This is a genomic window from Caproicibacterium amylolyticum (assembly GCF_014467055.1).
GTDB classification, from domain to species: Bacteria; Bacillota; Clostridia; order Oscillospirales; family Acutalibacteraceae; genus Caproicibacterium; species Caproicibacterium amylolyticum.
The window spans coordinates 831,801-851,816 of record NZ_CP060696.1; the positions used below are offsets into that span (position 1 = coordinate 831,801).

General features: G+C 49.0%; 22 protein-coding genes. 16 read left to right on the forward strand and 6 right to left on the reverse strand.

What is annotated here, in order from left to right; translation table 11 throughout:
- Positions 1-1,020, forward strand: a complete 1,020-nt coding sequence (locus H6X83_RS03725; protein WP_212507818.1) for an ABC transporter substrate-binding protein — start codon at positions 1-3, stop codon at positions 1,018-1,020.
- 64 nt (positions 1,021-1,084) lie between these two features.
- Here the strand turns inward: H6X83_RS03725 and H6X83_RS03730 are convergent, their stop codons facing one another.
- From H6X83_RS03730 to H6X83_RS03740, 3 genes are all read right to left on the reverse strand, one after another.
- Positions 1,085-1,342 (reverse strand): HPr family phosphocarrier protein, encoded by a 258-nt coding sequence (locus H6X83_RS03730; RefSeq protein ID WP_212507819.1) that lies wholly within the window; start codon positions 1,340-1,342, stop codon positions 1,085-1,087.
- Between the two features lie 367 nt (positions 1,343-1,709).
- Positions 1,710-2,204 carry a GNAT family N-acetyltransferase gene (locus tag H6X83_RS03735; RefSeq protein ID WP_212507820.1) on the reverse strand — a complete coding sequence of 165 codons (495 nt, stop codon included), beginning with the start codon at positions 2,202-2,204 and terminating at the stop codon, positions 1,710-1,712.
- A gap of 72 nt (positions 2,205-2,276) precedes the next feature.
- On the reverse strand, positions 2,277-2,891 hold the full coding sequence (locus H6X83_RS03740; protein WP_212507821.1) for a peptidase C39: 615 nt from the start codon (positions 2,889-2,891) through the stop codon (positions 2,277-2,279).
- A 305-nt stretch (positions 2,892-3,196) separates the two neighbouring features.
- Here H6X83_RS03740 and H6X83_RS03745 point away from each other — a divergent pair, with 305 nt between their 5' ends.
- The 7 genes from H6X83_RS03745 (at position 3,197) to H6X83_RS03775 (ending at position 11,147) form a co-directional block, all read left to right on the forward strand.
- Positions 3,197-4,840 carry an ABC transporter substrate-binding protein gene (locus tag H6X83_RS03745; RefSeq protein ID WP_212507822.1) on the forward strand — a complete coding sequence of 548 codons (1,644 nt, stop codon included), beginning with the start codon at positions 3,197-3,199 and terminating at the stop codon, positions 4,838-4,840.
- 378 nt (positions 4,841-5,218) lie between these two features.
- Complete coding sequence (locus H6X83_RS03750; protein ID WP_212507823.1) at positions 5,219-6,205, forward strand: ABC transporter ATP-binding protein; 987 nt, start codon at positions 5,219-5,221, stop codon at positions 6,203-6,205.
- Positions 6,198-7,211, forward strand: coding sequence for an ABC transporter ATP-binding protein (locus H6X83_RS03755; RefSeq protein ID WP_212507824.1), 1,014 nt, complete (start codon positions 6,198-6,200; stop codon positions 7,209-7,211). The genes H6X83_RS03750 and H6X83_RS03755 overlap by 8 nt, the downstream gene beginning before the upstream one ends.
- Positions 7,212-7,215: 4 nt before the next feature.
- Entirely contained in the window at positions 7,216-8,163 is a 948-nt protein-coding gene (locus H6X83_RS03760; protein WP_212507825.1) for an ABC transporter permease, read from the forward strand.
- A 13-nt stretch (positions 8,164-8,176) separates the two neighbouring features.
- Positions 8,177-9,103, forward strand: a complete 927-nt coding sequence (locus H6X83_RS03765) for an ABC transporter permease (RefSeq protein ID WP_281391051.1) — start codon at positions 8,177-8,179, stop codon at positions 9,101-9,103.
- Positions 9,104-9,499: 396 nt separating this feature from the next.
- On the forward strand, positions 9,500-10,030 hold the full coding sequence (locus tag H6X83_RS03770; RefSeq protein WP_212507827.1) for an RNA polymerase sigma factor: 531 nt from the start codon (positions 9,500-9,502) through the stop codon (positions 10,028-10,030).
- Positions 9,990-11,147, forward strand: a complete 1,158-nt coding sequence (locus tag H6X83_RS03775) for a hypothetical protein (protein WP_212507828.1) — start codon at positions 9,990-9,992, stop codon at positions 11,145-11,147. The genes H6X83_RS03770 and H6X83_RS03775 overlap by 41 nt, the downstream gene beginning before the upstream one ends.
- Positions 11,148-11,390: 243 nt before the next feature.
- On the opposite strand, the gene H6X83_RS03780 is transcribed toward H6X83_RS03775, so the two are convergent.
- The 3 genes from H6X83_RS03780 to pdxS all read right to left on the reverse strand — a co-directional run bounded on the left by H6X83_RS03780 (position 11,391) and on the right by pdxS (position 14,071).
- Positions 11,391-12,500 carry a M20/M25/M40 family metallo-hydrolase gene (locus H6X83_RS03780; protein ID WP_212507829.1) on the reverse strand — a complete coding sequence of 370 codons (1,110 nt, stop codon included), beginning with the start codon at positions 12,498-12,500 and terminating at the stop codon, positions 11,391-11,393.
- A gap of 100 nt (positions 12,501-12,600) precedes the next feature.
- Positions 12,601-13,185, reverse strand: a complete 585-nt coding sequence (pdxT, locus tag H6X83_RS03785) for a pyridoxal 5'-phosphate synthase glutaminase subunit PdxT (protein WP_212507830.1) — start codon at positions 13,183-13,185, stop codon at positions 12,601-12,603.
- A gap of 13 nt (positions 13,186-13,198) precedes the next feature.
- Positions 13,199-14,071 carry a pyridoxal 5'-phosphate synthase lyase subunit PdxS gene (gene pdxS, locus H6X83_RS03790; protein ID WP_212507831.1) on the reverse strand — a complete coding sequence of 291 codons (873 nt, stop codon included), beginning with the start codon at positions 14,069-14,071 and terminating at the stop codon, positions 13,199-13,201.
- A 450-nt stretch (positions 14,072-14,521) separates the two neighbouring features.
- Here pdxS and H6X83_RS03795 point away from each other — a divergent pair, with 450 nt between their 5' ends.
- From H6X83_RS03795 to H6X83_RS03830, 8 genes are all read left to right on the forward strand, one after another.
- Complete coding sequence (locus H6X83_RS03795; RefSeq protein WP_212507832.1) at positions 14,522-14,956, forward strand: LytTR family DNA-binding domain-containing protein; 435 nt, start codon at positions 14,522-14,524, stop codon at positions 14,954-14,956.
- 10 nt (positions 14,957-14,966) lie between these two features.
- Positions 14,967-15,404 carry a DUF3021 family protein gene (locus tag H6X83_RS03800; RefSeq protein WP_212507833.1) on the forward strand — a complete coding sequence of 146 codons (438 nt, stop codon included), beginning with the start codon at positions 14,967-14,969 and terminating at the stop codon, positions 15,402-15,404.
- 286 nt (positions 15,405-15,690) lie between these two features.
- On the forward strand, positions 15,691-16,602 hold the full coding sequence (locus H6X83_RS03805; protein WP_212507834.1) for an ABC transporter ATP-binding protein: 912 nt from the start codon (positions 15,691-15,693) through the stop codon (positions 16,600-16,602).
- Positions 16,599-17,462 carry an ABC transporter permease gene (locus H6X83_RS03810; protein WP_212507835.1) on the forward strand — a complete coding sequence of 288 codons (864 nt, stop codon included), beginning with the start codon at positions 16,599-16,601 and terminating at the stop codon, positions 17,460-17,462. The genes H6X83_RS03805 and H6X83_RS03810 overlap by 4 nt, the downstream gene beginning before the upstream one ends.
- Before the next feature lie 321 nt (positions 17,463-17,783).
- Positions 17,784-18,263 carry a GNAT family N-acetyltransferase gene (locus H6X83_RS03815; protein WP_212507836.1) on the forward strand — a complete coding sequence of 160 codons (480 nt, stop codon included), beginning with the start codon at positions 17,784-17,786 and terminating at the stop codon, positions 18,261-18,263.
- A gap of 33 nt (positions 18,264-18,296) precedes the next feature.
- On the forward strand, positions 18,297-18,851 hold the full coding sequence (locus H6X83_RS03820) for a GNAT family N-acetyltransferase (RefSeq protein ID WP_212507837.1): 555 nt from the start codon (positions 18,297-18,299) through the stop codon (positions 18,849-18,851).
- Positions 18,848-19,354: an AAA family ATPase gene (locus tag H6X83_RS03825; RefSeq protein ID WP_212507838.1), complete on the forward strand. Its 507-nt coding sequence runs from the start codon at positions 18,848-18,850 to the stop codon at positions 19,352-19,354. The genes H6X83_RS03820 and H6X83_RS03825 overlap by 4 nt, the downstream gene beginning before the upstream one ends.
- Positions 19,355-19,377: 23 nt before the next feature.
- Complete coding sequence (locus tag H6X83_RS03830; protein WP_212507839.1) at positions 19,378-19,986, forward strand: sugar O-acetyltransferase; 609 nt, start codon at positions 19,378-19,380, stop codon at positions 19,984-19,986.
- Positions 19,987-20,016: the final 30 nt, after the last annotated feature.

The window sequence follows — 20,016 nt, forward strand, 5'->3', positions numbered from 1 at the left end:
ATGAAAAAAATAAGAAAAGGAATTGCGATGTTTCTGGCGGCTGCGTTGCTGACAGGGCTGGCCGCCTGTAATACAGCCAACAATTCGTCTGCGGTTTCAACGGTGTCTTCAGAAATTAAAAAGTATACCGTTGGTGTTGTCCAGTATATGACCTACCCAACGCTGGATGCTTCTTTAAAAGGCTTTAAGGAGGGATTAGCAGCCGCAGGTTTCCAGGAAGGAAAAAATATTTCCTATACTGTGCAGAATGCACAAGGAGATACATCTGCCTGTACAACAGCGGTCAGTACAGCGGTAGATAAAAAGCCGGATATGATTTTTGCGATTGCCACACCGGCGGCACAGGCAGTGGCAAAAACAGTTACAGATATTCCAGTTGTAGTTACAGCAGTGGCAGATCCGGCAGATGCCAAACTGGTGGACAGCAATGATAAACCCGGCGGTAATTTAACTGGAACCAGCGATAAAGCACCGGTGGATGAACAGGTAAAATTGATAAAACAGGTTGTACCGGATGCCTCCACAGTTGGAATTTTATATGGTGCAGATGATGGATCATCTGGGCTGCAGGCAGACTGGGCAAAAGCTGCCTGCCAGTCCAACGGACTTCAGTATCAGGTGTTTCCTGTTTCCACTGCGGATGAGATTGCACAGACTGTGGCGACAATGGCGGAAAAAGTGCAGGCAATTTATATTCCAAATGACACTTTGCTGGCGGCAAATATGAAAATTGCCGCGGATGCTGCGGTACAGGCCAAGCTGCCGATTTTTACCGGGGAAAGCGGTATGGTGCAGAATGGCGGTTTGCTCACAGTTGGAATTGATTATGAGGAACTGGGAAAACAGACGGGCGCCATGGCTGCAAAAATTTTAAAAGGTGAAGAAAAGCCGGCAGAGACACCGATTGCATACCAAAAGAATTACACCATTATATACAATAGCGCCACTGCCAAACAACTTGAACTTACGCTTCCGGAAAGTGTTGTGAAAGGTGGAAAAGATGTTGGCAGCGCTTCCTGAAATGCAGCAATTACAGTTTTTCAGCAAGTAAAAGCACCCGTATGCAAGCGCATACAGGTGCTTTTTATAAATTATTTTGGCAAAATTTTTGCAGAGAAGCGGCAGCTTCTGTTTCTTGTTCACCATTGCAGGCAATCGTTACGCTTTCGCCTTCCTTTACCGCCATACTCAGCAGGGAAAAGATTCCCTTTGCATTCGCGGATTTTCCGCTTTTCTCAATCGTTATGGAACAGGGAAACCCGGATGCAGCTTTTGCCAGCAGGCCGGCAGGACGTGCGTGAAGCCCTTCCTGAGTGGTTATTGTATAGGTGAATTCTTTCATACTCCAACTCTCCTTTACAGTGTATTCTTCCGCAATCCGACCTTTTTCGTTAACTTTAATAATAAATTCAAGATAAATATAACAAAATTCTCCACTAATTGCAATAGGTAAATCGCAAAACTGTCTGAAAACGCTGAATATCAGTAAAATTGATCAATTATTTGAAGAAAGAAAAGTCAACGTAAAAAGCGGAATAAAGTTACAGTTCTAACAGCTTTGTAAAAACAGTGTTAAACCATACGAACTTAGTATATCCTCTTGATTTGGTGAAAAAAGCAGAAAAAATACTCCTGAAAATGAAAATTCAGGTTTCAGGAAAAGGCAATAAAAAAACAGCGGGCAGTCGCATGAGGACTGTCCACTGTTTTTATAATTCCCACCAAAGACTTTTTTTCTGCCGGGCAAGGGTAAAGCCACAGCGCTGCAGGATACGCTGTGAAGGGGCATTGCCACGCTCGGTTTCTGCAATAATGTGTTTTACAGAATCCTGCGCCAGTGCCCATTTGCACATGGCTCGCACGGTTTCTGTCATATAGCCGTGGTGCTCAAATTCTTTGCCAAGTCCATAACCAATTTCCGTTTTGCCGTCTTTGTCAGGCACATCTTTAAAATCGGCGGAACCGATTACCGTGCGGTCAGATTTACGCAGGATTAGCCAGAAACTGTGAAAAGCACAGTTGACTTCATTTTTGGCGGTTGGCTCAATCTGACCCTTTACAATCTGCAGAAAAATACCTTCCAGTGGTTCTGCTGCGTAGTGACAGTCAAGTTCTTTCTCCAGATCAGAAAGATTTTCCGCCAATAGTTTCAGCTGCTGTGAGGAAAGTACAATCAGTTCAAGCCGCTCTGTGCTGAGTTTCATGTTTGCTCCTTGCCATATGTAAGTTTTTCAACAGTATAGCACAGCATGGTGCAAAAGTAAAAGCAGCAGGATTCAAATGACGTATTCCATATTATCTGACTGAAAGGTTTCTGTATTGTACAGCAGCATACACTCGCGGCGCTCTGGTTCACCAAGGGCGTAGTAGCGCTTCTCTTCACTATTTAAAATATCCCAACTGACCTTCCGGTTCATGCGGTCCGGTGCATCCGTGACGGTTAAGACACCGCGGATGCGGTACGGCTTTTCGTGATAATAAGGGTCAAAGAGGCAAATTTTATCACCTTCAACACCAGTCAGCAGCACATAGTGCCCGCCGCCGAGGTCCACACGTACCACCGCGCAGCCGCCGCACTGCAGGCAGCCAACAATGCGGCTGTTTTCAGAGATATGGATTTCATCGCTTGCAAGAGATTCGCAGCGAATCGGCAGGTCGCGCATGCGTCGGTACTGGTTTAGCCAGCTGCCCATAAAACTCATGGCCATGCAGCTGGTACCGCTTTTGCCAATTTCCCCGCGGTGATTAAAACCATCCAGACAGTACATATGAATATATTTTATTAGGTCCGGCGCAATCTGTTTTCGTTCAAATAAAAAGCTAACCGCATTCAGCAGCGTGGTTGGTCCGCAGTCATATTCTGTGCATTGATAAGATAAGGGGGTCTTCACAGTATGTCGCCGTCCTTTTTTGTGATTTTCTGTTTTAAAAGCAGTAGTAAAGTGGTAAACTGTATAAAACGGTTTTCAAAAGGTGTATAATGAAAAGAAAAAGAAATTTGTGTGTGGTTGTTGACAAACCGGATGGAAACACATATACTATTCATCAAACCTTATTAAACATATCATAAATATATGGTTTTGACAAGAGGCGGACGCGAATTTACTGAAAAGTATGTTTTGCGCCGAAGCGGACGGTGCCTTGCGGCAAGAAAAGGGCACGCGGCTGCAATCATATAATAACAGGGGGAATTTTGATGAAGCTTGCAAAGACACTGGGAAAACGACTGCTCTGCCTTTTTACAGCTGCAGCTGTAGCTGCGGCTGCTGCCGGCTGTGGAAGCGGCGGCACTTCACAAACTTCTGCGGCGGCGTCCACAACTGCTGCAGGTGGTGACAAAAATATTGTCAACATTGGCGTGACCGATACGCTGGGATCCCTTAATCCTTTGACGATTGATGCAACGGAAATCAACAAATATGCAACAGCCATGATGTTTCTGCCGTTGGTCGAGCTGAACAGCAAAATGGAGTTTGAAAGTGCGCTGGCAGATTCGATTACCACCAAGGATAACAAAACTTTTACGATCAACTTGAATAAAAATGCCGCATGGTCTGACGGAAAGCCGGTTACGGCAGAGGACGTTGCGTTTACGGTTCTGCGTTTGTGCAGTCCGGTGATTGCCAATACTTCTATGTCACTGAGCGCGCTGGAGGGTACCGGTGAGGACGGCTTTGTGGCAAAGGGTGCTTCTTCTGTTTCCGGCATTAAAGTAATTGATGATAAAACACTTACCTTTACGATGAAGCAGTCTATGGCACTGACCACTTTTGAAAACAGCTACGCACGATATATCCTGACAGTACCGAAACATGTGCTGAGCAGCGTTACAGAGGATAAGCTTGCAAAGTACGGGTGGTTCAACAGTCCTACTGTGGTGGATGGTCCTTACATTGCCACCAGTGTGGATACAAACCATTATATTTCTTATAAAGCAAATGAGAAATACTGGAAAGGTGCACCGAAAATCAGCAAGATGAACATCAAAATCGTTGCGGCAAGTCAGGTGTACGCGGGCCTGCAGTCCGGCGAAATTGATTTTGTGCAGCAGACGATGGCGGCCATTCCGCAAGAGGACTATGAAAACATCGAGAAGCTGGGCAATGTAACAGCAAAATACGGAGACCCAGTGACCACGCAGTCTTTGTTCCTGAATACAAAAACAATTCCGGATGTACGCGTACGGCAGGCAATTCAGTATGCGATTGACCGCAATCTGCTGCTGAAAAACCTGCTGAACGGCAAGGGGGAAGTGGACGACGGCTTCCTGACCTCCGCCAGCCCTTACTTTGATAAATCCCTAACACCGACTGCTTACAATCCGGCGAAAGCAAAGGAGCTTGTACAGCAGGCAAACTGGGACAGCAGCAAAACACTTTCTTTCTATGTGAACTCCGGCGACAGCACCTTTGTTAACGGCAGCAGCGTCATCAAAGAGGAATTGGCGCAGATCGGCATCAATGTGGAGATTCGCACAGTGGACCTGGCAACCTTGATGTCAACGGCCGGTTCGCAAAAATTTGACCTGCTTGCCGTGCAGTACACGTACGCACCGGTGGATTTGTACCCGGATGTACATTGGCTGTTGGGCGGTGCGGGCAGTTGGACGAACTACAGCTCCAAAACAGTGAATGAAGCGCTTGCCAAAACCCAGCAGACAAGCGACAAGGCAGAAATCACCAAACAATATCTTACCATTAACCAGACCGTGCAGAAAGATGTACCGATGATTAATACCTACGCAATCAGTGCATTGGGCGCGGTCAGCAAGCGGTTGAAAAATGCGGAGCCGACTGTTTACGGTTCATTTACGAATATTCAGAACTGGGAAATCCAGTAATACAGGCGAAAAGAGAAAGCGGCTGTTTAGCCGCTTTCTTGTCTTGTAGGGAAAGGTTGCTGGAGTGGAACAGCGCCGGTAAAATTACTTTGACCCACTTTCTTAGAAAGTGGGTAGGGGTGTGGGGGCGAAGCCATACCGCATAGAACTGCCTTGGCACAATGCCTGTAATTGCTGAATTGCCGGTCAAGCATTTGGCAAAGTGTTAAGACCTTGGGAGCGCTTCTTAGGATAAGGGCTTTACGGGCAAGGAACAAAGTCGCGGTGGGCTTCGCCCCGCCCACTAGTTGCTTTCTGGGAAAGCAGCGTTTTGTTTTTTACAAAACTTATGATTGATGTGTGCAGGCGGCAGTACCGCTTTGCGGAAGGGAAAAGTAATTGGCAGATTTGTTGGAAGTTCAGAATTTGGAAGTAACCTTTGCGGGGGATGCTGAAGCAGTGCGGCTGGACCGCATCAGCTTTTCTGTAAAACAGGGGGAGTTCCTCTGTATCGTTGGGGAATCTGGCTGCGGAAAAAGTATCACTTCCCTTGCGGTTATGGGGCTGCTGCCCGCAAACGGCGGCGTTACGGACGGTAAAATCCTTTTTAAAGGACGTGACCTGCTGAAGTTTTCGGAAAAAGAGTTGGATACTGTGCGTGGAAGTGAACTGACCATGATTTTTCAAGACGCGCTCACTTCTCTGAACCCAGTGTTTACCATTGGAAACCAGTTGATCGAGAGCATCCGTGCCCACACTCGGATGGATAAAAAAGAAGCATGGGAAAAAGCAGTTTCTTTACTGGAAAAGGTGGGGCTTCCCCAGCCGCAGGCACTTATGAAAAAATATCCGTTTACGCTTTCCGGCGGCATGCGTCAGCGTGTAATGATTGCTATGGCGCTTGCGTGCAGCCCGAAGCTTTTGATTGCGGATGAACCGACCACCGCGCTGGATGTGACGATTCAGGCGCAGATTATGCAGCTGCTGCAGAAACTCCAGAAAGAATCCGGTATGTCCGTCATTTTAATTACACACGACATCGGCTTGGTGGCACAGATGGCAGACCGTGTGCTGGTGATGTATGCCGGACAAATTGTGGAAGAAGCCGAGGTGCACGAATTATTTCACAAGCCTGCGCATCCATACACACAGGCACTGCTGCAAACCGTACCGACCACTAATGACCCGCCGGAACGTGTGCTGACCTCCATTCCGGGTACGGTACCGGAGGAATATCAGAACATTACCGGATGCCGCTTTGCAGACCGCTGTCCTTACGCAAAGGAAACTTGTGCGGCGCCGCAGCCACTGTATGCTGCCGGAGAAAATCATTGGGCGCGCTGTATCCTCTGCGCACCTGAGGAAGGCGGTGAAGCGGATGGCTGATACACCAATCCTAAAGGTCGAGAATCTGAAAAAACACTACCCCATCCGCGGTGGTATTGTGACGCATACGGTCAACAGGGTAAAAGCTGTGGATGGTGTCAGTTTCACGGTGGAGCGTGGCACGACACTTGGGTTGGTTGGTGAGTCCGGCTGTGGCAAGTCCACCGTTGGACGGCAGATTGTTGCGCTGGAAAAACCGACCGCAGGACATATTTGGTTTGAGGGGCAGGAGATTTCCGACCTTTCGGAAAAGAAACTGCGTCCGCTGCGCACACAGCTGCAGATGGTGTTTCAGGACTCCTACTCTTCGCTGAATCCGCGTAAGCGGATAGGGGATATTTTAGCAAAACCGATGCTGTACCACAAGCTGATTACCCGCAAAGAGGCGGACGCAGAAGTATGCCGTCTGCTGGAAATGGTCGGTTTGCCGCAAAACAGCAGGGAACGCTTTCCACATGAATTTTCAGGAGGACAGCGGCAGCGAATTTGTATTGCAAAGGCGCTTTCCCTGCGGCCCAAATTCATTGTTTGTGATGAGCCGGTCAGCGCACTGGACGTTTCCATTCAGGCACAGATTCTCAATCTGCTGCGCAGCCTGCAGAAAGAGTTGGGACTTAGCTGTCTGTTTATCGGGCATGGGCTGGGTGCGGTGCATTATGTCAGTGATCGGATTGCGGTAATGTATCTGGGACAGCTGGTGGAAATTGCGGACGCAGACGAGCTGTTCCATCATCCCGCGCATCCCTATACGCAGGCGCTGTGTGCGGCGGTGCCGAACCCAGACCCGGATGACCGGACACCGGTATCGCTTCTGCAGGGGGAAGCTGCAGAAGATACAGCAGATGCACAGCGGCAGGGCGGCTGTCCCTTTGCTGCACGCTGTCCTTATGCGAAAACCGAATGCCGGACGTTGGAAATCAAGCTGGCACCGATTTCGGCAGGCAGCACGCACCTGACCGCCTGCCCGTTTGTGCAGGCGTCGGCTGATGCAGCAGGGGAGGCGTAACAAAATGTGGAAATATATTGTGAAGCGCCTGCTCATTGCGGTGCCGGTGCTTCTGGGCATTACGATTATTGATTACGCGCTGATGAGCCTTGCGGGCAGTCCGCTGGATATGGTGCAGGGAGCACGTGTTTCACAGCAGGCGCTGGCTGAAAAGGGTGCTGCCCTGGGTTTAAATCAGCCGGTTGTTGTGCAGTACTTGACATGGCTTGGGCAGGTACTAACAGGGAATATGGGTACCTCCATCAAGAGCCATGAAGCGGTTGCCGTTATGATTGGTTCGCACATTGGCCCTACGCTGCTGCTGATGGGCGTTTCTCTGCTGATTAGTATTCTGATTGCAGTACCTGCGGGTATTTACAGCGCAACACATCAGTACAAAAAAGGCGATTACGCCGTTGTGGGTTTATCTTTTCTCGGAACCAGTATCCCCAGCTTTTTTCTGGCACTGATCCTCATCTATCTTTTTTCTGTAAAATTCAGCGTTTTGCCTTCCGGCGGCATGACAACGCTTGGCGCAGGGGGCGGTGTGCTTGATGTTGTACAGCATATGGTTCTGCCGGTCATTGTGCTGGTGGTAGGAATGACCGGCACGAATATTCGGTACATTCGCAGTGCGGTACTCGAAATTTTGCAGCAGGACTATCTGCGTACCGCACGGGCAAAGGGAATCGGACGGTTTAAGGTCATTAATAAGCATGCCCTGCGCAATGCACTGATTCCGGTCATTACCGTTTTCGGGATGCAAATACCGGCGCTGTTTGGCGGTGCTGTGATTGTGGAGCAGGTCTTTTCGTGGCCGGGGCTGGGCTTAATGACGATGAGTGCCATTACAGCACGCGACTATCCAGTCATTATGGGTGTCAGTTTGGTTTCAGCGGTGGTTGTGCTGCTGGGCAATTTGTTGACGGACATTCTTTATGCCGCCGCAGACCCATCTATTCAGTACCAGTAAGGAGGGAAGAACCGTGGAAAAACAAAAAACAAAATCTGCCGCAGGAGAAAGCTACAGCCGCCTGATGTGGAAGCGTTTCTGCCAGCATCGGGTTGCGGTGGTGAGCCTTGCAGTTGTGGCACTCCTTACGGCGGCGGCTGTGCTTGCACCATTGATTGCGCCGTACAGTCCGGAAGCGATGGTAGGAAAATTCAGCGCGGCACCCACCGGACAGTTTTTGCTGGGAACCGACCAGATTGGGCGTGATGTCTTCAGCCGAATGCTTTACGCAATGCGCGTTTCCCTGCTGGTTGGGGCGATGGCAACGGTGATTTCCACCGCCATTGGCGTAATCTTAGGCTTGATTTCCGGTTATTTCGGCGGCGCGGTCGATATGGTTATCATGCGCTTCACAGATATGGTGATGTCCTTCCCGTACATTCTGTTGGTGCTGGTTGCCGCGGCAATTTTTAAGCCGGGCATGTGGAACATCATCTGGATTCTTGGCTTGGTTGACTGGCCGGGCGTAGCGCGGCTGGTGCGCGGCAGTACGCTTTCCCTACGCGAAACCAATTTCGTGAAAAGCAGTATCGTGGCGGGAATGCCGCGGCGGCACATTTTGTTTTCAGAGATTCTGCCGAATACAGTCGCACCGATTCTGGTGTATGCAACCTCCGTGCTGGCACTGTCCATGCTGGACGAAGCCGCGCTTAGCTTTTTGGGCATGGGTGTGCAGCCGCCGGACGCAAGCCTTGGCAATATGCTGAACGGCGCGCAGTCGCTGACGGTACTTACCTCGAAGCCATGGCTGTGGGTGCCGCCGGGTGTGATGATTATCGTGCTGGTAACGGCAATCAATTTTGTCGGCGATGCTCTGCGTGACGCAGTTGATCCTACTGCGGCGGGCGGCGGCCACTTTGCGCTGAAAAAGAAAAAAGCGCTGCGCAAAGCGGAATCGTAAAAAATTCTTTCAGTGAAAGTTTCACCCGCCTTTTCAAAGGCGGTAGGGTTTGGGGCGAAGCCCCAAGATAGTGTTCTTGACCGTAAAGCCTTTGGTACGAAAAATAAGTACCCAGCGGCGTTCCCTGCGGCGGCGAAGCCGCGCCGCAAGAAGTTGCCTTGGGTGTAATTGCTTGTAGCTGCATTGTCGGTCAAGCGTTGGCAAAGGTCAAGACCTTGGACGCTGTCCCAAACTCTGCAGCCTTGTGAACATACCCCATTCGGGGCACGCGAGGCTGGCGAAAACTTTCGTGTAAAAGATATAAAAAGCGGTGTACAGAATTTTTTCTGTATACCGCTTTTTTGCAACATTTTGGTTTCCTGGCGCGTTTGTATGGCAGAAGGAAGGAGGAAAGTTATGGATGAAGAGAAGACACATACAGAAGCCTTTTTGCAGGAGGCAATGGAACAGTACGGAAGCACGGTGTACCGCACAGCAATCAGCGTGACTGCCAACCAGTCCGATGCGGAGGATGTGTATCAGGACGTTTTCCTGCGGCTGTTTCGCAGCTCAATGGACTTTTCAGATGAAAAGTACCTGAAAGCATGGCTGCTGCGGGTCACAGTGAACCGCTGTCACGATTACATCCGTTTGCTGGGCAGGCACCGCGAAACGCCGCTTGATGAACTGTTTGCGGCAGATACCGCAGCTGAACTGGAAGAAACGCACATATGGGAGCTGCTGCAAAGTCTGCCGCCGAAACTGCGCGCGGTGGTGTATCAATTCTATTTTGAGGGCTACTCCACGGAGGAAATCGCGGCGATTTTTCAGTGCAGGCCGTCCACTGTCAGAAGTTGGCTGCACCGCGCCAGAAAAAAACTAAAAATTGAACTGGGAGGTATCTCTAATGAATCTGGAACAGTACAGGTCGCTATACCGAAAGATTGAGGTGCCGCAGCAGCTTTCCAAAAGGGTGCTGCAAAGTGCGGAGCAGTCGATTCCTGCACCCAAAACCGCTCTTGTGCGCTGGAAAAAAACGGCCTTGCGCGCTTCTGCCATATGCTGCGCGCTGGCGCTGGTTGCAGGCGGCATCGCAGTCACTGGCAGCCGTCATGCAGTTGTTTCGCCCACAGGAAGTTCCACGCTGAACGGCGCCGCTGCCGCTAAGCCACAGAACAGCTTTGACCTCGCAGTTTACGTAGCGGAAAAAGGGAGCAGCCAGAGTAAAACTGTTTTGCTGAACATGTCCATGGATTGGGGATTAACTATTGGTGGTACTTCTTGCGCTACCGGTGCAGATGGTGTAATGGTGCAAAGTCAGCGTGTGGAGCAACTTACCTATCATCCGGACATTCGCTGCACCGGCACCAACTTAAAGTCTGTGCAGTACAGCTGGGATACTTCCAAGCTCAGCAAGTGGGAACTTGTGAAATTTAACAAAGAATTTTTTATAGAAGGCATTGTAGACGAAAACGGAAAGCCAGTAAAGAAAAACCCGGATGATTATGGAAAATACAGTCATTATTATTCTATGGACAATACAACGCTGACCTCGAGTTTTACTGTGGACTACACCAAAAAAGACATTAAATCGCAAATTGCACCGTATTATATTCGGATAGAAACGCCAATGACCAATACAGAAGCAAAGGAATATGACAAAGCAGTTGACAAAGCAGTGAAAATACGTGGGAATGAAATTTCCGCAAACCCCACTGACATTGCGTGGCGTCTAAAAAACGCAAAAACACTGGAAAAAGCGCGTCTGGTTGTCAAGGCGACCTTCACGGATGGTACTATCCAGCAGAAGCGCTATTGCATTTCTCCAATCGAAGAAAAGGCATACAATGAGAGTTGGACGGGACTTTACAAGCTTTTTGCAAAGGTGTGTCAGTTGCAGAAAAAGATTTATGATTCTGCGGAAGTTACAACGGATGCAAACGGCAAAAAAGTATTAAAAGACCCGGAAAAAGTAAAGAAGCAAATTACGGAAGAAGTTATGCAGCCGGTGTATGACTATCAAGGGGCACACCCGTTGTTCACATTGACACAGGTAGATAACTGACCCAACCCAAAACGCAAATATAATTAATAAAGCAGAGCGGCCACCGTGCAGTTTTTCACGGTGACCGCTCTGCTTTTAATAGTAAAGCTTATAAATTTGGCTTTTTTCGGCGTGCTTCGCCGCCGCAGGGAACGCCATTGTGGACCTCTTTTTGAACAAGGGCTTTACAGGCACGACCTTGCGGCTTTGCCCCAAACCCTACCGCCTTTGAAAAGGCGGGCGAAACTTTTCGTGTAAGAGCCTTTACTTCGCTGTCATAAGTTTCTGTATAACCTCTGCCGCTTCCTGCAAATCTTTAACGGTTGTGTATTCTTCGCAGGAATGGCAGCGATACATGGCACTGGATATCACTAACCCAGAAATACCGTGTTTTGCAAACTGGTTTGCGTCACTGCCGCCAAAAGTGCGGAACAGGTTCAGTTTTGCACCGGTGGCTTGGCAGGCGGCAGCATAGCGCTGTACAACCGGATGATTTTTGGAAATTTCATAGGCGTAGCATCCAAAGCGGCTGCTGAATCTGTAGGAAGCACCGAATGTTTTTGCGGCATCCTGAAACACGGCAATGACGTTTTGCAGCACGCGCTCAGCGGTTTGATGTGAGTAGGAGCGCAGTTCGCCGCTGACAGTGCATTTGTCCGGCACAATATTGGTTGCGGTGCCGCCCTGTATGGTGCCAATGTTCAGGGTCGTTTCCTCATCCAGTTTACCCATTTTCAGCTTGCTGACTGCCAGCGCCGCCGCTGCGACCGCGTGAATCCCTTCCTGTGGAGCAAATCCGGCGTGTGCAGCTTTGCCGGTCAATTCAAATGTGAAGGAACAGATAGTTGGTGCAGCGTAAGCCGCCCCGCCTGCCGCCCCGCCGAGGTCGAGGACATAAGCTTCCTTTGCGTGCACTTTGCTGTAGTCAAATACTTCACTGCCGCAGTCATAAGGTTCCTCTGCAATCGTGAACAGAATTTCCAGCGGGCGGTGGGGCAGAGTATCCTCTTTGATGGACTCCAATGCTTCCAGAATAATCGCCAGCCCGCTGACATCGTCTGCCCCCAGCACAGTGGTGCCGTCGCTGGTAATGGTGCCATCCTGTACAATGGCTTTTTTGCCAAGTGCCGGTGCTACAGTGTCCATATGTGCCGCAAACAGAAGCGGCTCTCCTGCCTGTGTACCGGGCAGGGTTGCCAGCAGGTTTCCGGCAGTGCCATGTGTCTTTTCTGCAGCGTCATCTTCTGCAACGGTTAACCCAAGTCTTTTCAGCCGTGCAGTCAGGCAGTCTGCCATGGTGCGTTCCCCAAAAGACGGGCTGTCAATTTTCGTCAGGCTGCAAAAGGTTTGGGTAATTCTGTCTGGGCGTATCATTGTATGTCCCTCCCGGCAATACCATTGAATTATGAGCAAAATGGTAATGTATAAATTTATATATGATTGTATACACTTACCGGAAATTTGTCAAGTCGATTTAAGAAGCTATCTGTGCCGCGCGGCGAACCATATCCAAAAAGTAGGCATGTACGCGCGTATCATCCGTGAGTTCCGGGTGAAAAGCGGTCACCAGCAGGTTTCCCTGCTTTGCGGCAACAATTTTGCCGTTCAACGTCGCCAGAGCCTGCGCACTTCCAAAGGTTTTTACAATGTATGGCGCACGAATGAACACCATTGGAATTTCACCGATTCCTGCAAATGGCGCTTTCGCGGCAAAGCTGCCAAGCTGGCGGCCGTAGGCATTGCGCTTTGCTTCAATGTCCATTTTGGCTAAATAGGTCGGTTCCTTTCCTGTAACCTCCTTTGCGAGCAGCAGCAGACCGGCACAGGTGCCGAAAACCGGAATGTCGCGGTCAATCAGCTCTTCCAGTGGCTGCTGCAAATTAAGTTCGTGCAGCAGTTTGCCAATCACCGTGCTTTCCCCGCCGGGCAGAATGTAACCGTCGCAGGAGCCGTCCAAGTCGGCACGCTGCCGGATTTCGCAGGAAGCCACACCGAGCCGCTGCAAAACGGTGCGGTGTTCGGCGAACGCACCCTGCAGTGCAAATACACCGATTTTCATGTGTGTGCCTCCTTTACTTGCCGCGTTCCGCCATCAGCAGCGCAATTTCCTGCTCATTGATTCCAACCATGGCTTCACCAAGGTCTGTGGAAAGTTCCGCCAGCAGAGCGGGGTCGTTGTAGTTGGTAACAGCTTTGACAATGGCAGCGGCACGCTTTGCGGGGTTGCCGGATTTAAAAATACCGGAGCCTACAAAAACACCCTCTGCGCCGAGCTGCATCATCAGCGCTGCGTCGGCGGGAGTGGCGACACCGCCAGCCGCAAAGTTCACGACCGGCAGGCGGCCGTTATCGTGTACAGAACGAACCAAGTCGTAGGGTACTTCCAGCTGTTTTGCCGCTTCATAAAGCTCATCAGAACGCATATTTTGGATGCGGCGGATTTCACTGTTCATTTTGCGCATGTGGCGTACTGCTTGCACAACATCGCCGGTGCCAGGCTCTCCTTTGGTGCGAATCATGGAAGCACCCTCTGCAATGCGGCGGAGAGCCTCACCAAGGTCTTTGGCGCCGCAGACAAATGGCACCTCAAATTTTGTTTTGTCAATGTGATAGACATCATCGGCGGGGGAAAGTACTTCGCTTTCGTCAATGTAATCGATTTCGATTGCCTGTAAAATTTGGGCTTCCACGAAATGTCCAATACGCACTTTTGCCATGACCGGAATGGAAACTGCGGCCTGAATGCCGCGAATCATCTTGGGGTCACTCATGCGGGAAACACCGCCTGCCGCGCGAATATCCGCCGGAATACGTTCCAGCGCCATAACCGCGCAGGCACCAGCCTGCTCCGCAATTTCTGCCTGCTCCGGGGTGGTTACGTCCATGATGACGCCGCCTTTGAGCATCTGCGCAAGGTTCTTGTTCAGTTCATATCTTTCAGACATTTTTCTTCGCTCCAATCGCAATGTGATGCTTTCAGTATAGCAAAATCTGTGCTCTTTACAATACACAGTAATTTTAAAAATATAATATACAGTTAATGTACAGATATATATGTTTGGAGAGCTGCGGCAATGTAAGATTACTTTCCGTCGCTCGCGTACCCCGCAAGCGCAAGCCCTTACAGCAAAAGTTTCGTTTCAAAGGCGGTGAGTGTGGGCGAAGCCCACGGCCTAATCGCTTGTCCGAAAAGCCCTTATTGTAAAAAAGGATACACAGCAGCGTCCTCTGCGGCGGCGAAGCCACGCCGCAAGGCAAGCCCTTGGAGCTCTGTCCCAAATCTTACAGCCTTGTGAACAAGGCTGGCGAAAACTTTTTAGCAGGCTGTTTTTTGCGCCGGCGGTTGCACCGATGGCAACTTTCTGTTAAGATAAATTCTGGCAGGAGTGATGAAAGTGAAGCTGATTGTGGAGCAGTCTTTGGACTGCACGGAAACAGAAATACATATCCGGTGCGGGCTGATGGATGAACGACTAAAGCACCTAATTGAGCAGGTTCGGCTGTTTTCTTTTTCTGTAATGGCGGAGAAAGACGGCGCCAGCATGCCGGTCGTTCTGGAGGATATTTATTATTTTGATTCTGTGGACAACAAGACTTTCCTTTATGTGGAAAAGGATGTTTACCGCTGTGATAAAAAACTGTATGAACTGGAAAGCTTGCTTACAGGGACTTCCTTTGTGCGCATCAGCAAAAACTGCATTGTAAATACAGCAGCAGTGACTTCTGTACGAGCACAGTTGAGCGGACGTTTGGAAGCAACTTTGAAAAATAATGAGAAAGTGCTGGTTTCTAAGCACTACATTAAAGATTTCCGGGAAAAGTTTGAGTGAGGGAGGCAAAATGATGAAGAGAATTATACAGGAAATTTTTGTAATCACCTGCTGCAGCTATATGGGTGTTACCATGCTGTTTGTGCTGTTTTCCAATTTCAACATGACGGAACCGCTTTCCAATGAAATAGCGCTGCAGATTTTATGTATGTGTTTCAGTACAGCGCTTGGTATGCTGATTGCAGATAAAATTATTGATGCGGTGAACATAGAAACGCTGCTGCCGGAGATACTGCTGCGTATGGGAATCTGCTATGCGATTGTTTTCTTTGAGGGTGTGCTGTTTCATATGTTTCCGTTTGGTATACATCCGTTGCTGGGCATTTCTCCGATTTTGCTGCCGGTTTATTTTTTGACGCACTTTGTAACGTATCATGTCAATGTTGAGTGTGCAAATGAGATTAACCAAAAAATTAAGAGCGTAAACGAAAAAACAAAGAAACATTAAAGTTTGCTGCGCACATGTTTTTTCAGTAAAAATTTTTCCTGCCCTGAATAGGATATCTCAAAGGCGGTGGGGTTTCGGACAAAACCCCACCGCCTTTTTTCAGAATTTAAAAAGTGAAAGCGGGTCCCGGTGCTTGAACTTTACCGCGGTGCATTTCTTAGCACCGCTTTTTTAGTGTACGTTTTTGGCATCTTACACGGCGGGTTTGGCACGTTGCCGCCAAACCCCTTGCGGCGTTGGAAAAAACTGATACAATGAGGTCAAACAACCGAAGGGAGAAATCCGAATGGCACATATCATTGAAGTGAACGGACTAAAGAAAAGCTATGGAAATTTAGAAGCTGTGCGGGGAATCGATTTTTATGTGGAGGCAGGCAAGCTCTTCGCGTTTCTCGGCCCGAATGGCGCCGGAAAATCCACCACGATTGATGTACTTTGTACCCTGCTCAAACCTACCGCCGGAACAGTAACAGTTGACGGTCACCCGCTTGGACAAGAGGATGAAGCCATCCGCAACAGCATTGGGGTTGTATTTCAGGGCAGTGTTCTGGACCCATTGCTGACTGTGCGGGAAAATCTAATGGTGCGCGCCTCTTTTTACAAAATGGATAAGCAGGAACGCAAGGCGGCAGTGCGGGAAGCCGCAATAACTGCCGACGTGATGGAATTTATTGACCGACCGTACGGCAAGCTTTCCGGCGGACAGCGCCGCCGGGCGGATATTGCGCGGGCACTGGTGCACACACCCAAAATTTTGTTTCTGGATGAACCAACTACAGGGCTGGACCCCAAGACCAAAGAAAGTGTCTGGCAGACCGTATTTCAGCTGCAAAAGCGCACCGGCATGACAATTTTCCTGACAACGCATTACATGGAGGAAGCCGCCGAAGCGGATTACATCATTCTCATTAACCATGGACTCATTGCAGCAAAAGGTACACCATATGAACTCAAGCAGCAGTACAGTTCCGACCGCCTGCGCATGATGCCAAAGAACCGGGAGTCGCTGCAAAAAGTGCTGCAGGATTACAACCTGCCGTTTGAAGAGAAAAAAGGCATTTTTACTGCCAATCTTACCGCAACAGTAGCGGCAATTCCGGTTCTGCAGCAGGCACAGCCGTATTTAGAGAGCTTTGAAGTGATTCATGGTACGATGGAGGATGTGTTTTTGAGCATTACAGGAGGAGAGGACAAATGATAAACCTTGCAAAGCGAAACTTGAAAATCTTTTTCCGCGAAAAAAGCGCGGTATTTTTTTCATTTTTAAGTGTGTTAATTATTATCGGCTTATATGTGATTTTCCTCGGAAATATCTGGACAAATTATTTGCCACATGGTACGGTGGGCGTCAAGACGATGCGGGACAGCTGGATTATCGCCGGCATTGTTTCGGTGGCATCCGTCACCACTGCAATGGGTGCTTTCGGCAGAATGATAGAAGATAAAGTTGAAAAAATCAGCCGCGATTTTTTCGTTTCCCCAATTCGGCGGGCACAAATCGTGGGCGGCTACATTCTCAGTGCGTTTCTTATTGGTACGATTTTGAGTCTGTTTACATTTGTTTTGGGCGAAGCCTACATTGTGGCTACTGACGGTGAAATTTTGGGCCTGGTGCCGATGCTCAAATTCCTCGGTACGCTGATTCTTTCGGCTTTTTCCTCCAGCTGCTTTGTCTTTTTCATTGTCAGTTTTTTTGAGCGCAACAGCGCGTTTTCAACAGCCAGCACAGTCATCGGTACGCTAATTGGTTTTTTAACCGGTATTTATTTGCCGATAGGAGAACTGCCGGACAGCGTGCAGTGGGCAGTTAAACTGTTTCCGGCTTCTCACGCAACCGCACTGATGCGTCAGCTGATGATGGAAAAACCAATGGAAGTGAGCTTCGCGGGTGCGCCGGCCTCTTTGGTAACAGAATTTAAAGAAAATATGGGCATTGTTTACAATTACAACGGTTACACTGCCGAAGCATGGGTACACGTGCTGGTGCTGGTACTGACCGGTGTGGTATTTTTCCTGCTGGCGCTCTGGAATGTGATGCGCAAGAGTAAGGAAAACTGAAACTGATCCTTGCGGTAAAAGTTCCGTCTGCTTTTTTTAGAGTGGGCGGAACTTTTCTTATAAAGTAAAGGCAGCACGGTCCATTTTCCTGCTTGACGAACTACAGATGCTCTGGCATAATGGAAATACCAGATTACGGTGGGGGATAACGAATGAATTGGGAACTATCTGCGGCCATAAGTGCTATTACAGCGGCACTGGCATTTTATACGGTTGGTGTATTTGCGGAACGCCGCAGTGGTATGCTCGAAAAGAAACATGTTGTTATTTTCTGGCTTGGTTTTGTTTGTGACATGACCGGCTGTGAAAGAAGGTTAAAAAGTGAAAATTACAGAGATTGCGGAAACCAATCGGAAAACTGTAAATGCTTTTTTGAAGGAGCATTGGTTTTCAACAGATATGGTCGTGCGGGGAAAAGTGTTCGATTTAAGCCATGCGGCGGGATTTCTTGCACAGGATGGTCACAATATACTCGGTCTGGTTACTTATGAACTGTGCGGAGATGCCTGCGAAATTTTGTCATTGGATAGTCTGCGGGAAAAGCAGGGAATCGGTGCTAGTTTGATGAAGCAGGTGGAGCTTGCCGCAATAAAAGCCGGCTGTGCGCGGTTGACCCTGATTACCACGAACGATAATCTCAATGCCATGCGGTTTTATCAAAAGCGTGGGTTTGATATGACACGGATTTTTCGAAATGCACTGGAAATATCCCGAAAGCTGAAACCATCCATTCCGCTGACCGGTGATTACGGGATCCCACTCAGACACGAAATTGAATTTGAAAAGCGGCTGCATGCATAAACAGCGGTGCAGGCATACAAGGGAGGGACAAATTTGCGGTATCGTAAAGATATTGAATTAAAAAATGGAACAAAATGTGTGCTGCGCAATCCTACCGCAGAGGATGCGCAGGCTATTTTAGAGCACATGAAAATTACTTCGGATGAAACGGAATTTATGGCTCGGTATTCCGATGAAATCATAACCCCGCCTGCGGAAGAAGCGGCTTACTTAAAGACACTGGAAGCGGACCCGCGCAGCATTATGATTGCTGCACAGATAGACGGCAAAATCATTGCAAATGCAGGCATTACCTGCAGACCGTACCATGATCGCTACCGTCACCGGGGCGAGTTTGGCATTTCCATTCAAAAGAGATATTGGGGGCAGGGAATTGGCACGGCAATTTTAAAGGCGATTCTCGGTGAAGCCAAAAAGGCTGGTCTGGAACAAGTTGAACTGGACGTCGTGGATAGCAATGAGCGTGCTTTTCATTTATACCGTAAGTTTGGTTTTCAGGTTTATGGTGTTCTGCCGAGAGCTTTTCTTTACCGTGACGGCCATGCGTCGGATGCTTACCTGATGGTTTGCAGGTTGGGACAGAAATGAAAAATCTGATTTTAATCAATGGCACGATGGGTGCCGGAAAAACGACAGTCAGCAGGGAGCTGCAAAAACTGCTGCCGGACAATGTTTTTCTGGATGGTGACTGGTGTTGGATGATGTCCCCATTTACCGTAACGCCGGAAACCAAAGCAATGGTTCAGCAAAACATTACATTTCTGCTGAACCAGTTTTTAGCCTGCTCGGCGTACCGGAACATTATTTTTTGCTGGGTGATGCAGGAGCAGAGCATTGTGGATGAAGTGCTTTCAGAACTGCACACACAGGACTGCCGCGTGTATCCCTTTACGTTGATGTGCAGTAAAGAAGGGCTGCTGCGGCATCTGGAAGCAGATATTCGCAGCGGCATTCGTACGCCGGATGTGATTGCGCGCAGCCTTGCACGCCTGCCGGGGTACGAAAGTCAGAACAGCGTCAAGATTGATGTCAGCAATACAACACCGGCGCAGGCGGCGGAAAAAATCCGGCAGCAGCTTCCAAACGATTGAAAAAGACAAAGGAGAATCACAATATGAATCAAAAAGAGCGGATGCTCGCGGGCCTGCCGTACAAAGCATGGATGGACGGGCTTTCTGAAGAACGCATGGAAAACAAGCTTCGCATTTATGCGTACAATCAGTGCCGCCCCAATCAAAAAGAGGAGCTGACACGGCAGATTAAAGCGATTCTTGGCAAAACGGGAAAAGATGTTAGTGTGGAGCAGCCCTTTCACTGTGACTATGGCAAAAATATTGAAGTCGGCGAAAATTTCTTTGCCAACTACAACCTGACTGTGCTGGATGTCGGTAAAGTAATTATCGGTGACAATGCGCAGATTGCACCGAATGTTTCCATCTATACAGCGGGGCACCCGGTGCACCCACAGTCGCGCAATTCCGGCTATGAATACGGCATCAGTGTGACGATTGGTGACAATGTCTGGATCGGCGGCAGCACGGTGATCAATCCGGGCGTGCATATTGGAAATAATGTTGTCATTGGTTCCGGCAGTGTGGTGACAAAGGATTTGCCGGACAACGTCATTGCTGTTGGCAGTCCCTGCCGGGTTATCCGTAAAATTACGGAAGCAGACCGAAAGTATTATTATAAAGATAAAGAATTTGATGTCAGCGATTATTAAAAGCAAAGTTCGTACGGAATCTGCCGTGGG

Coding starts and splice junctions, on each gene's coding strand:
- H6X83_RS03755 (WP_212507824.1), top strand. CDS start 6,198: ATGGCTGATACACCAATCCTAAAGGTCGAGAATCTGAAAAAACACTAC.
- H6X83_RS03770 (WP_212507827.1), top strand. CDS start 9,500: ATGGATGAAGAGAAGACACATACAGAAGCCTTTTTGCAGGAGGCAATG.
- H6X83_RS03825 (WP_212507838.1), top strand. CDS start 18,848: ATGAAAAATCTGATTTTAATCAATGGCACGATGGGTGCCGGAAAAACG.
- H6X83_RS03800 (WP_212507833.1), top strand. CDS start 14,967: ATGATGAAGAGAATTATACAGGAAATTTTTGTAATCACCTGCTGCAGC.
- H6X83_RS03730 (WP_212507819.1), bottom strand. CDS start 1,342: ATGAAAGAATTCACCTATACAATAACCACTCAGGAAGGGCTTCACGCA.
- H6X83_RS03830 (WP_212507839.1), top strand. CDS start 19,378: ATGAATCAAAAAGAGCGGATGCTCGCGGGCCTGCCGTACAAAGCATGG.
- H6X83_RS03745 (WP_212507822.1), top strand. CDS start 3,197: ATGAAGCTTGCAAAGACACTGGGAAAACGACTGCTCTGCCTTTTTACA.
- H6X83_RS03780 (WP_212507829.1), bottom strand. CDS start 12,500: ATGATACGCCCAGACAGAATTACCCAAACCTTTTGCAGCCTGACGAAA.
- H6X83_RS03735 (WP_212507820.1), bottom strand. CDS start 2,204: ATGAAACTCAGCACAGAGCGGCTTGAACTGATTGTACTTTCCTCACAG.
- H6X83_RS03725 (WP_212507818.1), top strand. CDS start 1: ATGAAAAAAATAAGAAAAGGAATTGCGATGTTTCTGGCGGCTGCGTTG.
- pdxS (WP_212507831.1), bottom strand. CDS start 14,071: ATGTCTGAAAGATATGAACTGAACAAGAACCTTGCGCAGATGCTCAAA.
- H6X83_RS03775 (WP_212507828.1), top strand. CDS start 9,990: ATGAATCTGGAACAGTACAGGTCGCTATACCGAAAGATTGAGGTGCCG.
- H6X83_RS03810 (WP_212507835.1), top strand. CDS start 16,599: ATGATAAACCTTGCAAAGCGAAACTTGAAAATCTTTTTCCGCGAAAAA.
- pdxT (WP_212507830.1), bottom strand. CDS start 13,185: ATGAAAATCGGTGTATTTGCACTGCAGGGTGCGTTCGCCGAACACCGC.
- H6X83_RS03760 (WP_212507825.1), top strand. CDS start 7,216: ATGTGGAAATATATTGTGAAGCGCCTGCTCATTGCGGTGCCGGTGCTT.
- H6X83_RS03805 (WP_212507834.1), top strand. CDS start 15,691: ATGGCACATATCATTGAAGTGAACGGACTAAAGAAAAGCTATGGAAAT.